14 protein-coding genes are annotated in these 13,888 nt (G+C 69.6%); 9 read left to right on the forward strand and 5 right to left on the reverse strand.

The window, feature by feature from the left end; translation table 11 throughout:
• Window position 1: 1 nt before the first annotated feature.
• The 4 genes from ABEB28_RS26525 to ABEB28_RS26540 form a co-directional block, all read right to left on the reverse strand.
• The gene (locus tag ABEB28_RS26525; protein ID WP_345730928.1) at window positions 2-1,723 is read right to left on the reverse strand and encodes an SGNH/GDSL hydrolase family protein; all 1,722 of its coding nucleotides are present in this window, start codon (window positions 1,721-1,723) and stop codon (window positions 2-4) included.
• A 105-nt stretch (window positions 1,724-1,828) separates the two neighbouring features.
• Window positions 1,829-2,512: a TetR/AcrR family transcriptional regulator gene (locus ABEB28_RS26530; protein ID WP_345730929.1), complete on the reverse strand. Its 684-nt coding sequence runs from the start codon at window positions 2,510-2,512 to the stop codon at window positions 1,829-1,831.
• Window positions 2,509-2,901, reverse strand: coding sequence for a DUF3291 domain-containing protein (locus ABEB28_RS26535; protein WP_345730930.1), 393 nt, complete (start codon window positions 2,899-2,901; stop codon window positions 2,509-2,511). The genes ABEB28_RS26530 and ABEB28_RS26535 overlap by 4 nt, the downstream gene beginning before the upstream one ends.
• Before the next feature lie 10 nt (window positions 2,902-2,911).
• Window positions 2,912-3,943: a redoxin domain-containing protein gene (locus ABEB28_RS26540; protein WP_345730931.1), complete on the reverse strand. Its 1,032-nt coding sequence runs from the start codon at window positions 3,941-3,943 to the stop codon at window positions 2,912-2,914.
• 169 nt (window positions 3,944-4,112) lie between these two features.
• Here ABEB28_RS26540 and ABEB28_RS26545 point away from each other — a divergent pair, with 169 nt between their 5' ends.
• The 9 genes from ABEB28_RS26545 to ABEB28_RS26585 all read left to right on the forward strand — a co-directional run bounded on the left by ABEB28_RS26545 (window position 4,113) and on the right by ABEB28_RS26585 (window position 12,838).
• Window positions 4,113-5,846 (forward strand): methyl-accepting chemotaxis protein, encoded by a 1,734-nt coding sequence (locus ABEB28_RS26545; RefSeq protein ID WP_345730932.1) that lies wholly within the window; start codon window positions 4,113-4,115, stop codon window positions 5,844-5,846.
• Between the two features lie 90 nt (window positions 5,847-5,936).
• A complete protein-coding gene (locus tag ABEB28_RS26550) occupies window positions 5,937-6,530 on the forward strand; it encodes a chemotaxis protein CheW (protein ID WP_345730948.1) in 594 nt (197 codons plus the stop codon).
• Entirely contained in the window at window positions 6,527-7,360 is an 834-nt protein-coding gene (locus ABEB28_RS26555; RefSeq protein WP_345730933.1) for a CheR family methyltransferase, read from the forward strand. Before ABEB28_RS26550 ends, ABEB28_RS26555 begins: the two co-directional genes overlap by 4 nt.
• Window positions 7,353-7,880 carry a chemotaxis protein CheD gene (locus ABEB28_RS26560; protein ID WP_345730934.1) on the forward strand — a complete coding sequence of 176 codons (528 nt, stop codon included), beginning with the start codon at window positions 7,353-7,355 and terminating at the stop codon, window positions 7,878-7,880. The genes ABEB28_RS26555 and ABEB28_RS26560 overlap by 8 nt, the downstream gene beginning before the upstream one ends.
• Window positions 7,877-8,926, forward strand: coding sequence for a protein-glutamate methylesterase/protein-glutamine glutaminase (locus ABEB28_RS26565; protein ID WP_345730935.1), 1,050 nt, complete (start codon window positions 7,877-7,879; stop codon window positions 8,924-8,926). Before ABEB28_RS26560 ends, ABEB28_RS26565 begins: the two co-directional genes overlap by 4 nt.
• Window positions 8,919-9,971 carry a methyl-accepting chemotaxis protein gene (locus ABEB28_RS26570; RefSeq protein WP_345730936.1) on the forward strand — a complete coding sequence of 351 codons (1,053 nt, stop codon included), beginning with the start codon at window positions 8,919-8,921 and terminating at the stop codon, window positions 9,969-9,971. Before ABEB28_RS26565 ends, ABEB28_RS26570 begins: the two co-directional genes overlap by 8 nt.
• Window positions 9,972-9,999: 28 nt before the next feature.
• Window positions 10,000-10,368 carry a response regulator gene (locus ABEB28_RS26575; protein WP_345730937.1) on the forward strand — a complete coding sequence of 123 codons (369 nt, stop codon included), beginning with the start codon at window positions 10,000-10,002 and terminating at the stop codon, window positions 10,366-10,368.
• Window positions 10,365-10,631 (forward strand): STAS domain-containing protein, encoded by a 267-nt coding sequence (locus ABEB28_RS26580; RefSeq protein WP_345730938.1) that lies wholly within the window; start codon window positions 10,365-10,367, stop codon window positions 10,629-10,631. Before ABEB28_RS26575 ends, ABEB28_RS26580 begins: the two co-directional genes overlap by 4 nt.
• A complete protein-coding gene (locus ABEB28_RS26585; protein WP_345730939.1) occupies window positions 10,631-12,838 on the forward strand; it encodes a chemotaxis protein CheA in 2,208 nt (735 codons plus the stop codon). The genes ABEB28_RS26580 and ABEB28_RS26585 overlap by 1 nt, the downstream gene beginning before the upstream one ends.
• Here the strand turns inward: ABEB28_RS26585 and rarD are convergent.
• Window positions 12,756-13,733: an EamA family transporter RarD gene (gene rarD, locus ABEB28_RS26590; protein ID WP_345730940.1), complete on the reverse strand. Its 978-nt coding sequence runs from the start codon at window positions 13,731-13,733 to the stop codon at window positions 12,756-12,758. The genes ABEB28_RS26585 and rarD overlap by 83 nt on opposite strands.
• Window positions 13,734-13,888: the final 155 nt, after the last annotated feature.

Raw genomic sequence — 13,888 nt, forward strand, 5'->3', positions numbered from 1 at the left:
GTCAGGAGGCTCGTACGTGGCCGATCTTGGAGGGTCGGCTCTCCCGGCCCGCCGAGACCGCGGTCACGTAGTAGTCGTACTCGTGGCCGGGCACCATCCCGTCCGTGCCCCAGGTCGCCTCCCGGGAGCCGGACCCGACCCGCTTGAACTTCCCACCCGCCGTGGAGTCCCGGAGGTACACCCGGTACTCGCTGACCTGTGGCATCCGCTGCCAGGCCAGCAGCAGCCCACCGTTCTGGGCCAGCGCCTCGACCTTCTTCGGCGCCTCCGGCACCGGCGGTCCCGGGACCGAGCCGTAGACCCGGCCGAACGCGAACGTGTTCGCCAGCCGGTTCACGAACCGGCTGGCGATGAGGTACTCGCCGGCCTGGGTCGGGTGCGTCCCGTCGAACGTGTGGACGTCGCGGTCCCAGCCGGTCCGCAGGTCGACGATGCTCACCAGCGAGTCGCTGGTCGTCCGGGCCGCGGCCACCCCGGCCAATCGGATCGCCAGCTCCGCCATCACGCTCAGCGGGACGTCCTGGTGGCCGTCCGGCTGCGCCAGCAGGATCTGCACGTCCGGGTCGGCGGCCTGGGCGGCGGCGACGATCCGGTCGAGGCTCGCGGCGGCGTCCGCGGCCGTGCTCCCGTGCAGTGGATGCGTGTCGTTCGTGCCGAGGTCGATCAGCACGAGGTCCGGCTGAACCTTTCGCATCAACGACGGCACCCGCTCCTCGACGGTGTCCGCGGTGACGCCGGCCTGCGAGTCGTGGCGGCTGCCCCACTCGTCGTGCGGTACCGCGTAGTCCCCGGTCCAGGTCTCGGTCTTGGTGCCGACCCAGTTCGGGCGGGACGCCGGCTGGAGCTTCTGCCAGGCCCAGTACCGCCAGGTGTGGTCGCCGATCGCGCCCGAGGTGATGCTGTCGCCGAGCGTCATGATGCGGGCGCCCTCGGAGGGCAGGCAGGGGAAGCTCGCCGTCGCCTCGCTGAACCAGCGCCGGCAGCCCGACCCGTCGAACGCCCACCCGCGGTCGGCGCTCACCAGCTCCTCCACGTCCGGTCCGTACGACGCGACGGTTCCGCGAGCGCAGTCGGCCGGATCGGATCCGGAGTCGCCGGCGCAGTCGCCCACCGTGCGCCGCGCGATCGTCAGCGTGGCGCCGATCGGCGCTGCTCGCCCGGCGGGGACCTCCGCGGTCACCGTGTAGTCGCGCCCGGCCGTGAACTCCGCAGGCTTCAACGCGCCGATCCGCACGAGCGTCTCGGTGCACGTCTGCCCCTCGTCGACCGCCACGTACGGCACGGCCTTCTTCGGCAGGCCTTCGACGCTCGGCGCGGCCTCACCGTCCGTCGGGGCGGCGCTCCAGCCGGAGGCGGCTCCGCACGGACCGACCGTTCGCACGGTCAGCCGTAGCTCCAGGCCGTGGCCGTCCAGTCGCTCGATCGCATCCTCGGTACGGAACCGGAAGCCGATCTCGATGCGCTGTGACCCACCGCGCTTCGTCATCGCGAGCCGGCCGGACTCCGGGGCCCACGGCGCCCCGCCGTCGGTGGCGAACCCGTACCGCCGGGCGGCCGGTTCGCCCGGCTTCGGCGGCTCGTCGCGCAGCGTCCGGACCAGCAGTGTCGTGGTGACGCCAAGGATCAGGGCAACGGCCACGACCAGCGCGACCACCCACCGACGTCGGCGACGCCGGACGTCCGGCTGACCTGAACCCGAACGTCGTACTAATACCGCGCGCATTCGTCTCCCCAGATGCACCGCTGTGAACACGGTAAGGGGAGGATGCGCCGAGAGGAGAACTTCCAGGTGTTTTGCCCGCTGGAACCGCTAGGTCACCCGAAGTGATCACCGCAGGCCGAGGAAGGTACTGATCGCGGTGAGCGCGGTCCGGTAGGTCGCGGTCGCGGTGGCCTCGTCGGGGTAGTGACCAGCGAGTTCGAAGCTCACGACGCCATGCGCGGCCGCCCAGAGCAGATTCGTCGGATCCACCAGATCGGCGTCCACCCCGTCCGGAGCCCGTGACCCGACATCCGGGCGGGCGGCGCGGAGTGCCGCCACCGCGTCGCCGAGGACGTCGAACGCCCGCTTCGATTCGGCGACCGCCTCCGGCGAGGGGGTGAACCCGGGGATCACCTGGCCGAACATGACGCCGTAGTAGGCACGTTCGGCCAGAGCGTTCTCCCGGTACGCCCGTCCGGTAGCGGCCAGCCGCTCCCCGGGGTCGTCACCGGCGAAGGCGACCGCGTCCACCAGCCGCTGCCGCAGCCGCGCGAACCCTTCCCGGTAGAGAGCCTCGGCGAGGCCCTCCTTCCCGCCGAACATCGTGTAGAGCACCGTCGTCGAGCAGCCGATGTCGCCGGCGATCCGCCGCATCGTGAGCGCCTGTGGGCCCTCGCTGACCAGCAGAGCACTCGCCGCGTCCAGCACCGTGCGGCGCAGTGCGTCCTGCCCAGCCGCCTGCGCCCGCCGGTACGGCGTCTCGGTCGCTGGACTCGCTGGACTCGCTGGGGGCGCTGGGGGCTTCGTCACCGGGGGGCAGCCGCGGCCAGGTGACGGGTCGCCTCGTCCCAGCTCAGCTTCGGCTCGGCGGTGTCCCAGAACACGAACTTCGAACGCTTCATGGACGCATGATGCCGCCGCATGGCTGATCGGTGGGGCTCGGTCCGGACGAATGCGTCGATCGCGGCTCGATCACGCCAGCTGCTGAGCGTCCGGAACCGTCCGCGCAGCGGATGGGCCTCCAGCGACACTCCGAGCGCGCCGTCTGCACGCACCGTCTGCCGGTAGATGCGCACCGAGTCGAGGAAGAAGCGGGGAACGTGCCGGAGCGAGGTCAGCTCGAACTCCGACGCCATCGCGAGCGCCGGCCCGGTTGCTGATTTCGCCTCGGCCGCGGGGGTCCAGGGGATCGTGGGCACGAGGTTCCTCCTAGGGGAGAGGACGGTGGAGGGGGACACCGGCGTCGGCGAGTTCGCCCGCGAGCCGGAAGTACTCGTCGCCGAAGGGGTCGATGCCGCGCTGGGGCATCGCGCCTCGCCGGAGTGCGACGTTGTGCGGAGCGGCGGCCGCGGCGGCGGTGAAGTGCCGCTCGGCGGCGTCCGGATGACCGGCGGCGGCGAGCCACGTGGCCAGCCGGGTCTCCGCCCGGGCGCGCTGGTCGTCGTCGGAGGGCAGGCGCAGGTGTTCGCGGACCTCGGCCGGGGTGAGGCCGGGGTCGTCGTCGGTGACCCAGCGACGCAGCGCCTCGCCGGAGGCCTCCGCGCTCAGGTGGTTCCAGTCCCGGAAGCGATCGGTGGCGGTCTGGGAGTCCTGCGGCCGGACGATCCGGCCGTCCTCGTCCAGCCAGACCACGGTCGGGACGTTCACGACGTCGAACGCGTCCGCGGCCACGCCGTCGACGTCGACCAGGGCGGGGTGGGTCGTGCCCGCCTCGGCGTGCCACGGCGCGGCGGCCGCGACGTCGTTGTCGAGCGCGATCGTCACCACGGTGAAGCCCGCAGACGCCAGCGCGGCATGCCGTTCCTGCCAGGCGCCGAGGTCGTAGCGGCACCCGCACCAGGACGCCCAGAAGACCAGCGCGACCTTCGACCCGCGGAAGCTGCTCAGCGGAATCGGCTCGCCGGAGAGCGTCGGAAGCGTCACGTCGGGGGCGATCGCGCCGGTCAGGTCGCGGCGGCGTGCGGCGGCGTCCGGAACTGCTGCGAGCGTGCGCGTCTCCGGCTCGAGCGCGGTGACCAGCCCGGCGAGTGCCGCGAACCCGACGACGTCGAGACCGTCGTCGGTCTCCAGGTCGGCGGTACGGAAATGGGGGATGCACGCGTCGCCGCGGCACCAGCCGGGTGCCGACCGGTGCCAACCGAAGACGTCCTGCGCGGGGTCGGCCCGCAGGGTGCCGGAGCTGTCGACGTGCGCGCGGAGGGTCGAGCCAGCGGTGCCGTCGAGAAGGGTCCAGATCTCCATGTCTGAAACAATAACAGCGTTACAGCAAAGCGACAACGTTCTTGCTCGGTCGGGCGGAGGTGCTCGATCGAACGACTCAGACGGTCGGTGCCCCAGCCGATGAGGAGATGCGACGCGTGATCACGATCACGGCTCTCTGCTACCGCAGCGCAACTCGAGGAGCTCAGGAATGGCCGAGACGTCCGTCGGAGCGCGCCGCTCGAGCGGCTTCGCCTTCAGACACCTTCCGGTCGCGTGGAAGTTGCGAACGCTGGCCGCGCTGATGTGCGTGCTCCTGCTGGCCGTCGGCCTGGTCGGCGTATATCAGCTCGGCCAGGCCCAGAACCGACTGAAATCTCTCTACAACGAGAACTTGCACAAGGTGCAGCTGATCACCACCGTGGAGGCGCGGGTCTCGGACGTTCGGCGCGAGCTTCTCAACCTCGCTGTCGCCCAAACGCCGGCGGAGAACCAGGCGGCGAGAGTCACCGTCGAGGGCGCGATCGACAATGCCCACACGGCGTGGGAGACGTTCGCGGCGACCTCCGCCGTCGGAACGGGCGCGCAGTTGCGGGCTGATTTTGCCGAAGCCTGGGCCGCGTACGAGAAAGCGCTGACCGAGCGGGCGATCCCGCTCGCTGCGAACAACCAGTACACCGAGTTTCTCGCCTACCGGAAGGCGACCACGAACCCGTTGGCGAACTCGCTCATCGCCACGCTGGACAAACTCGCCGCGCTGCAGGACACGGATGCGAAAGCCACTCTCCAGGAGTCCACGGATGCCTATGCGGCGGCTCGGGTGCTGACGATCGGGCTGATCGTGGTCGCCCTGATCCTCTTGTTCGTCGTCGTCCAGCTGATCACCCGATCGATAGCGAAACCGCTCCGGGAGACCGTCAAGGTCCTGGGCGGCCTGGCCGAAGGACGGCTCGACCAACGGCTCGCGGTCAACAGCCGGGACGAGGTCGGCCAGATGGGTTCCGCGCTGAACACCGCGATGGAGAAGCTGTCCGAGACGGTCGGCACGGTGATCGAGTCCACCGACCAGCTCACCAGCGCGTCCAATCAGATCAGCGGGGCGTCGCAGTCGCTGTCGCAGGCAGCCACCGAGCAGGCGGCGAGCGTGGAGGAGACGACCGCGAGCATCGAGCAGATGGGCGCGGGCATCACCCAGAACAGCGAGAATGCCGGCGTCACCGAGGGCATCGCGACGAAGGCCGCTGCGGACGCCACCGAGGGCGGCAGCGCCGTGCTGCAGACCGTCGACGCGATGAAGCAGATCGCCAGCAAGATCTCGATCATCGACGACATCGCGTTCCAGACGAACATGCTGGCGCTGAACGCGACGATCGAGGCGGCACGGGCCGGCGAGCACGGCAAGGGGTTCGCGGTCGTGGCGACCGAGGTCGGCAAGCTCGCCGAGCGCAGCCAGGTCGCCGCGGCGGAGATCAGCGAATTGGCGTCGGGCAGCGTGCATACCGCCGAGCGCGCCGGTCAGCTCCTCCAGGACATCCTGCCGAACATCACCCGGACGTCCGACCTGGTGCAGGAGATCGCCGCGGCCAGCAGCGAGCAGTCCTCCGGCGTCCGCCAGATCGACACCGCGATGAACCAGATCAGCAAGATCACCCAGCAGAACGCGTCCTCCAGTGAGGAACTGGCTGCGACCGCCGAGGAGATGTCGGCGCAGACCGCGCAGCTGCAAGAGGTCATGGGCTTCTTCACGATGTCGAACACCCGCCGCCGTGCGCCCGCGCTGGCCTACAGCGGGACGTATGGAGGGAACAGCGGTGGTGGCGGGAAGCGGCCCACCGCCACCGGGACGGCTCGGGTGACCCCGGCCGGAGCGCTGCCGGTCGGATCCCGGAGCGGCGGCGGCGACGTCGGGGGCGAGATCGACGACAGCAAGTTCGACCGCTTCTAGAACCAGCCGGTCCTCCCGTGGCCCCGGGAGGACCGGCCTCGAGCCGGCACCGGTGATTCAGAGGGGGAGACAGCGGTGAGCAGCACGTCCATGGCGCAGCAGCCCAACACTCGTAGCGAAATGAGCGCCGCGGAGTCCGACCGCTACCTGAGATTCACGCTGAACGGCGAGCTGTACGCACTCAACATCTTCAACGTCACGGAGATCCTCGAGCACCGCCAGCTGACGCCGGTGCCGATGATGCCCGACTTCATCCGCGGCGTGATCAACCTCCGTGGACGAGTGGTTCCGGTCATCGACTTGGCGATCCGATTCGGCCGCGGCGTCACCGCGATCGCGCGTCGCACCTGCATCATCATCGTCCGGATCCCGAATCCGTCGGCCGCGGAGGCGTCGGCAGACGACGGGGAGCCCGCCAACGAGGGAACCCAGGACATCGGGATTCTGGTCGACGTCGTGAACAAGGTCGTGCGCCTCGCGCCCGACGAGATCGAGCCCGCACCGGCGTTCGGGGCGGGTATCCGCGCCGACTACATCAGCGGCATGGCCAAACGCGACGACGACTTCGTCATCGTGCTCGACGTCAGCCGGGTGCTCTCGATCAGCGACATGGTGAGCCTGCAGAGCGCGACCACCGATCCGGTCGCCGCCGAGGCCGCGGCCCGGAGCGCCCGGACGTCATGACACTGACCGCTCCTCACCCTAAGCCGATCACCCGCGAAGAGTTCCAGCAGATCAGCGATCTGCTGGTGCGGCGTACCGGCATTCGTCTGACGCCCGGCAAAGAGTCGCTGGTCATGGGCCGACTGGACAAGCGGCTGCGGCAGTTGGGGATCACCACTTACCGGGAGTACTTCGACCTGTTGCAACGGCCGGAGGAGCCGGAGCTCCATCAGGCGATCGACTTGCTGACCACCAACGAGACGTTCTTCTTCCGCGAGCCGCGGCACTTCGACTACCTCCGTGAGGTGATCCTGCCCGCGCATCCGGCCCATCGCCCGTTCCGGCTGTGGAGCGCGGCCAGCTCCAGCGGCGAGGAGGCCTACACAGCCGCGATGGTGCTCGCCGACGCGCTGCCGACCACCCCGTGGGAGGTCGTGGGTACGGACGTGTCCGCCCGGGTGGTGGCCAGTGCGCAGCGGGGCCTCTACCCGATCAAGGCCGCGGAGCGGATCCCGCTGCCGCTGCTGCGCCGGTACTGCCGGAAGGGCCGGGAGGAGTACGACGGTCTGATGGCGATCGCCCCGGAGATCCGCGTGCGTACGACGTTCGTGCGCGCCAACCTGATGGACAACCTGCAGGGGCTCGGCCGGTTCGACGTCATCTTCCTGCGCAACGTGATGATCTACTTCGGTGCCGATACGAAGGTCGCCCTGGTCGAGCGGTTGGAGGAGATGCTCCAGCCCGGAGGGCACCTGATCGTCAGCCTGTCCGAGACCCTGAAGGGCATCACATCCCGGCTCACGATGGTGGAGCCGTCCGTCTACTGCCGTACCGGAGCGGACGGTGTTTGAGGCCGGCGACGTGATCCTCCACCCCGGCGACTTCTGCTTCGCGTCGGCGGGAACGCGGATCCGGACGCTGCTCGGCTCCTGCGTCTCGATCTCGATGTGGCACCCGCGGCGGCGCATCGGCGGAATGTGTCACTACATGATTCCGCGCCGCCGTCGCCCCGCGGACGCCGGGCACGAACTGAACGGTCGCTACGCCGACGAGGCGATCGAGCTGTTCCTCCGCGAGCTGTCCCGGACCCGCACGATGCCACACGAGTACCAGGTGAAGATGTTCGGCGGTGGTAACCAGTTCCCGGCTGCTCGCCGCGCGCTAGACATCCCGCGGCAGAACATCGAGATCGGGCTGGAGCTGCTGGAACAGCACGGCTTCGAGCTGACCGCCACGCACCTGGGCGGCACCGGGGCGCGGCACATCGTGTTCGACCTGTCCGACGGCGGAGTCTGGATGAAACACACCGGGCAGACCGTGGCGGACCAGGCGGCCGCAGAAGCCGAGCAGCGGGCGGAGCAGTCCGCATGAGCATCGGGGTGCTGATCGTCGACGACTCGGCCGTGGTGCGGCAGGCGCTGTCGGCGCGACTGACCAGCAGCGGTGACATCGAAGTGATCGGCGTGGCCGCCGACCCGATCTTCGCGATGGAGCGGATGAACCGCGCCTGGCCGGACGTGGTCGTCCTGGACATCGAGATGCCCAGGATGGACGGCATCACGTTCCTGAAGAAGATCATGACGACGCGTCCGACGCCGGTCGTCATCTGCTCGACGATGACGGCGCGCGGCGCGGAGACCACGATGGAGGCGCTCGCCGCCGGGGCGGTCAGCGTCATTCCGAAACCGACCAGCGGTCTCCGGCAGTTCATCCAGGACGAGGGCGGCGACATCGTCGCGGCGGTGCGCGCGGCGGCGCGCAGCAACGTCCAGCGGGCACAGAACGCCGCCCGCACTCCGGTGCGGGTCGGCGCGACGCCAGTCTTCGACCGCGGGCCCTCCCTGACCACGACGACCGACCGGGTGGTCGCGATCGGCACGTCGACCGGCGGCACTCAGGCGCTGGAAGTGGTGCTCACCGCGCTGCCGCCCACCTCGTCGGGCATCGTCATCGTCCAGCACATGCCGGAGAAGTTCACCGCGGCGTTCGCGGCCCGGCTGGACGGGCTGTGTGAGCTGGAGGTGTCCGAGGCGGTCGACGGCGACCGAGTGCTGACCGGACGAGCGCTGGTCGCGCCGGGCGGTCGGCACATGGAGCTGCGTCGCGACGGCGCGCAGTACCGCGTCCGGGTCTTCGACGGCCCGCTGGTCAACCGGCATCGCCCGTCGGTCGACGTGCTGTTCCGGTCGGTCGCCAAGATGGCCGGGCGGAACGCGCTCGGCGTCATCATGACCGGCATGGGCGACGACGGCGCCCGTGGCCTGCTCGAGATGCGGCAGGCAGGAGCTCTCACGGTGGCCCAGGACGAGGCCACCAGCCTGGTGTACGGCATGCCGCACGAGGCCATGCGGCTCGGCGCGGCCGACCGTGAAGCGCCGCTGTCCGCGATACCCGAGGTGATCCGCAAATATGGCTGAGCTGCTCGTGGCACTGGTAACCCTCGTTGTCGGTCTCGGCGTCGGCTACGGCGTGGGCTCGCGGCGTGGTCGACCAGCCGACGGTGGTGTGCAGGCGAAGAGCGACGTCGTCGGCTACCACCGCAGCGTCGTCGACTTCACCGGAGCCGTCGCGCCGGTCTGGTCGGCGCAGGTCGACACCTCCCGGGTGCAGATGGAGACGGCGATCAGCGGCGTCACCGCCCAGTTCGCGGGAATCGTCGACAACCTCGACACGGTGCTCGACTCGTCCGCCGGCGTCCTGCACGGCGACTCGGGGGCCGTCTTCGATCGCAGCCGGGAACGCCTGGGCGAGGTGGTCAACACGCTCGAGGGCGCGGTGATGATGAAACGCCAGGCACTCGACGAGCTCCGCACGCTGGTCGAGCTCAACGACGAGCTCAAACGCATGGCTGCTGAGGTCACCGCGATCGCGTCCCAGACCCACCTGCTCGCGCTGAACGCCGCGATCGAGGCCGCCCGGGTCGGCGAGGCGGGCGCGGCGTTCGGCGTCGTCGCGCTGGAGGTCCGGCACCTCGCGGAGCGGTCGCTGGCCACCAGCAAACGGATCACCGACAAGGTGTCCGGTGTCGGCAGCGCGATCGAGTCGGTGATGGCCAGCGCGGAGGAGGGCGCCGAGCGCGAGGACCTCGCGGTCTCCCGGGCCAACGGCGACGTGAACGACGTGTTGGAAGACCTGCAGTCCGTGGTCACGGGGTTCCGGGAGTCGTCCGGTCAGCTGGAGTCCGCGGCGGTCGGCATCCGCGAGCAGATCGCGGCGTCGCTCGTCGCGCTGCAGTTCCAGGACCGGGTGTGCCAGGTGCTCGAACACCTCCGGGACAGCATCACTCAGCTGCCGACGGTGGTCGCGGACGCGCCTAAGGCCCCGACCGGTGAGCCGCTACCGCTGGATGCGAAGGGCCTGCTCGACGCGCTGGCCGCCGAGTACACGATGGAGGAGGAGCGTCTGGCACACGAGACCGGTGGGGCGGCGCGGCACCGCGAATCCGAGATCACGTTCTTCTGAGCGAGCCAATTTCTAGGGGGTAGGGCTCATGGCGAAGACGATTTTGATAGTCGACGACTCCGCGTCGGTGCGGCAGGTGGTCACGATCGCGCTGAAGGGTGCCGGCTACGACGTCATCGCAGGCGTCGACGGCAAGGACGCGCTCGCGAAGCTCAACGGCCAGCGCGTCCACCTGATCATCTCGGACGTCAACATGCCGAACATGGACGGCATCACGTTCGTCACCGAGGTCAAGAAATTGCCGGCCTACAAGTTCACGCCGGTGATCATGCTGACCACCGAGTCGCAGGAGGACAAGAAGAAGGCGGCGCAGGCGGCGGGCGCGAAGGCGTGGGTGACGAAGCCGTTCCAGCCGCCACAGATGCTCGCCGCCGTGTCGAAACTGATCGCGCCGTGACCCGTCTGGAACTGAACGACGAGCTGACGATCGTCACCGCTGCGGAGACGGTCGAGCGGCTGAAGCCCTACCTCGCCACCGGGACCAACCTCGAGCTGGACCTCTCCGCGGTCACGGACATCGACACCGCTGGGTTGCAGATCCTGCTGGTGGCGAAGCGGGAAGCCGAGCGGCTGGGGGCGACGGTCACGCTCGCCGGCACGAGCCCGATCGTGCGCAACCTCCTGGAATTCACCCGACTGACCCGCGAGCTGGAGCACTGATGAGCATGGACGACGAGTACGGTCACGCTCTCGACGTCTTCGTTACCGAAGCCCGTGACCTCGTACAAGACGTCGAAGATGGCTTTCTCCGCCTGGAGGGCAGCTCGGCCGGGTCCGAGACGGTCAACGCCCTGTTCCGGGCCGTGCACACGCTCAAGGGCTCGTCCGGGATGTTCGGGCTCGGGCACATCGTCGAGTTCACCCACGTCATCGAGACGATGCTCGACCTGGTGCGACGCGGAGAGCTGGCGGTGACACCCGAAATGGTGAGCGCGCTGCTGCCCTGCGGTGACCACATCCTCAACCTGGTGGAAGGCGTCGCGAGCGGGCGGTCACAGGCCACGCCGGAGGAGCAGAGCACCAGCGCGATGCTGCTGAGCAGGCTCGAACCGTTCCTGCCCGGCGCCGAGGCCGCGGCGGTGCCGGACGCGTCGGCCGCTCCGTCGTCCGAGCCGTCCGACTCCGAGCTGGACGACGACGAGCGGTCGTGGCACCTGAGCCTGCGCTTCGGCGAGGACAGCCTGCGCAACGGCATGGACCCGCTGGCGTTCCTGCGCTACCTGGCGACCGTCGGTACCGTCCTCGACCTCCAGGTCCGGTCCGACTCGCTGCCGCCGCTGGCCGAGCTGAACCCCGAGACGTGCTACCTCGGGTTCGAGGTCGACTACGTCACGACCGTGCCGAAGGCCGACATCGAGAGCATCTTCGAGTTCGTCCGCGAGGACAGCGACATCCGGATCACTCCCGCGGCCGAGCAGGTCGACTCGTACGTGAAGCTGATCGGGACGCTGCCGGAGAGCGACCGGATCGGCGACATCCTGATCCGCAGCGGGGCGGCGACCGAGCGGGAGATCGCCGACGCCATGCGCCTCCAGCAGGAGCGCTCCCGCAGCGCCAACGCGATCGTGCCGCTCGGCGAAATCCTGGTCGAGCAGAACATCGTTCCTCGCCAGGTCGTCGACGCCGCGCTCGGCAAGCAGCGCAAGGCCGGCGAGACCCGCGCCCAGCAGGACACCCAGACGCTCCGCGTGGACGCCGCCCGACTGGACCGGCTCATCGACCTGGTCGGCGAACTGGTCATCGCCCAGGCGAGTGCCGGGGTCGTGTGCATGACCGACGCGGGCGACCGGTCCGGCGTGGCGGAAGCGCAGAGCGAGGTCATGCGCCTGGTCGAGGAGGTGCGGGACAGCGCGCTCTCGCTACGGATGGTGCCGATCGGGACGACGTTCCGCCGGTTCGAGCGCGTCGTCCGGGACGTCAGCGTCGAACTGCAGAAGGAAGTCGGCCTGGTCGTGACCGGCGGGGACGCCGAGGTCGACAAGGCGCTGGTCGAGCGGATCGGTGACCCGCTCGTCCACCTGGTGCGCAACTCGCTGGATCACGGCATCGAGCCGCCGGCCGAGCGGCTGCGGCGGGGAAAGCCCGCCCGCGGCACGCTCCGCCTCAACGCGTTCCACGACGCCGGGAGCATCGTCATCGAGGTCGCCGACGACGGGCGCGGGCTCGACCGGGACAAGATCCTGGAACGGGCGATCGAGCGTGGGCTGGTCGAACCGGGCGCGGTGTTGACCGACGCCGAGGTCTACGAGCTGATCTTCGAGCCGGGCTTCTCGACGGCGGCGACCGTGTCGAACCTGTCCGGCCGGGGCGTGGGCATGGACGTGGTGCGCCGTAACGTCACGGCGCTGCGGGGCACGATCGAGGTCGAGACCTCGCTGGGCGTCGGAACCACGATGCGGATTCGGCTGCCGCTGACGCTCGCGATCATCGAGGGCTTCCTCGTCGGCGTGGGTTCGCGGTACTTCATCGTCCCGCTCGACCGGGTGACCGAGTGCGTGGAGCTGCCACCCGGCGCCATCGTTCCGGGCGTGGGGAGCCGGGACGTCATGGATCTGCGCGGTGAGGTGCTGCCCTTCATCCGGCTGCGGACGATGTTCGGCATCGACGGGCAGCCGGCGCGGCGGCAGAGCGTCGTCGTGGTCGAGCAGTCCGGTCAGCGGACGGGGCTGGTGGTGGACGCGCTGATGGGCGAGTTCCAGACCGTGATCAAGCCACTCGGGCCGCTGTTCTCGCGGGCGAAGTGCATCAGCGGCGCGACGATTCTCGGCAACGGCGAGGTGGCGCTCATTCTCGACGTCGGCCCGCTGGTTGTGGGTCAGACCGAACGTGAGCGCGTCCTGCACGCCGGCGCGACCGCGGTGGCTTAGCGTCCGCGTCCGGGTCGCGCTGAGCGGGCCGCCTCGCGGCCAGGACGGTGTCGAGGGTGAACACCACCAGCGCGAGCCACACCAGCCCGAACCCGGCCCAGCGCGCGGTCGGCATGTGCTCGCCGAGCACCGTGACGCCGAGCAGGAACTGCAGTGTCGGCGTCAGGTACTGCAGCACACCGATGGTCGCCAGCGGGATCCGGTTGGCGGCGGCGGCGAACGCCAGCAGCGGACCGGCGGTCAGCGCCCCGGACACGATCATCAGGACGGTGTGGCCGACGGAGACGTGCCCGAACTGGGCGTCCCCTTGCCACGCCAACCACAGCAGGTAGCCCAACGCGGGCAGCACCAGCACCAACGACTCGGTGGTGAGGCCTTCGACAGCCGGCGCCCCCGCGACCTTCTTGCAGAGCCCGTAGAGGCCGAAGCTCACCGCGAGCGTGACCGCGATCCAGGGCGGTCGCCCGTAGTCGACCGTGAGCACGACGACCGCCGCCGCGCCGATCGCCAACGCGATCCACTGTGTCCGGCGCAGACGCTCGGAGAGCAGGACGACCCCGAACAGCACCGAGATCAGCGGGTTGATGAAGTACCCCAGCGCGGTCTCGACGACGTGGTCGGAGTTGACGCCGTAGATGTAGGTGTACCAGTTGACCGCGATCAGGACGGCGCCGATCGTCAGCAGGCCCAGCGTCCGCGGCCCTGCCGTGCGGAACCAGCGCCAGCGCCGCAGGACCAGGATCAGTACGCCGACCGTGACCAGCGACCAGACGATGCGGTGGGCGAGGATCTCCAGCGCTCCGGCCGGTTTCAGGAGCTTGAAGTAGAGCGGGAACGCTCCCCAGGCCGTGTAGGCGGCCAGCCCGTAGAGCAGGCCTCGTCGCTGTTCAGTCACGTAGGCCCACGGTAATCGGTCAGGGTTGCATTAACCAACGGAAATCGTGCCGATCACCGCGGCCGGGCAGCCAACTCTTGGCTTGCCCGGTTCGGTGTCCGCGCCGAATTACGCCGAATCCGTCTGCACGGCTTGCGTGGAGACGGATTCGGCGT

The sequence above is a fragment of the Cryptosporangium minutisporangium genome, from assembly GCF_039536245.1.
GTDB classification, from domain to species: domain Bacteria; phylum Actinomycetota; class Actinomycetes; order Mycobacteriales; family Cryptosporangiaceae; genus Cryptosporangium; species Cryptosporangium minutisporangium.

Coding starts and splice junctions, on each gene's coding strand:
- ABEB28_RS26545 (WP_345730932.1), top strand. CDS start 4,113: ATGGCCGAGACGTCCGTCGGAGCGCGCCGCTCGAGCGGCTTCGCCTTC.
- ABEB28_RS26550 (WP_345730948.1), top strand. CDS start 5,937: ATGGCGCAGCAGCCCAACACTCGTAGCGAAATGAGCGCCGCGGAGTCC.
- ABEB28_RS26565 (WP_345730935.1), top strand. CDS start 7,877: ATGAGCATCGGGGTGCTGATCGTCGACGACTCGGCCGTGGTGCGGCAG.
- ABEB28_RS26575 (WP_345730937.1), top strand. CDS start 10,000: ATGGCGAAGACGATTTTGATAGTCGACGACTCCGCGTCGGTGCGGCAG.
- ABEB28_RS26525 (WP_345730928.1), bottom strand. CDS start 1,723: ATGCGCGCGGTATTAGTACGACGTTCGGGTTCAGGTCAGCCGGACGTC.
- ABEB28_RS26555 (WP_345730933.1), top strand. CDS start 6,527: ATGACACTGACCGCTCCTCACCCTAAGCCGATCACCCGCGAAGAGTTC.
- ABEB28_RS26585 (WP_345730939.1), top strand. CDS start 10,631: ATGAGCATGGACGACGAGTACGGTCACGCTCTCGACGTCTTCGTTACC.
- ABEB28_RS26540 (WP_345730931.1), bottom strand. CDS start 3,943: ATGGAGATCTGGACCCTTCTCGACGGCACCGCTGGCTCGACCCTCCGC.
- ABEB28_RS26570 (WP_345730936.1), top strand. CDS start 8,919: ATGGCTGAGCTGCTCGTGGCACTGGTAACCCTCGTTGTCGGTCTCGGC.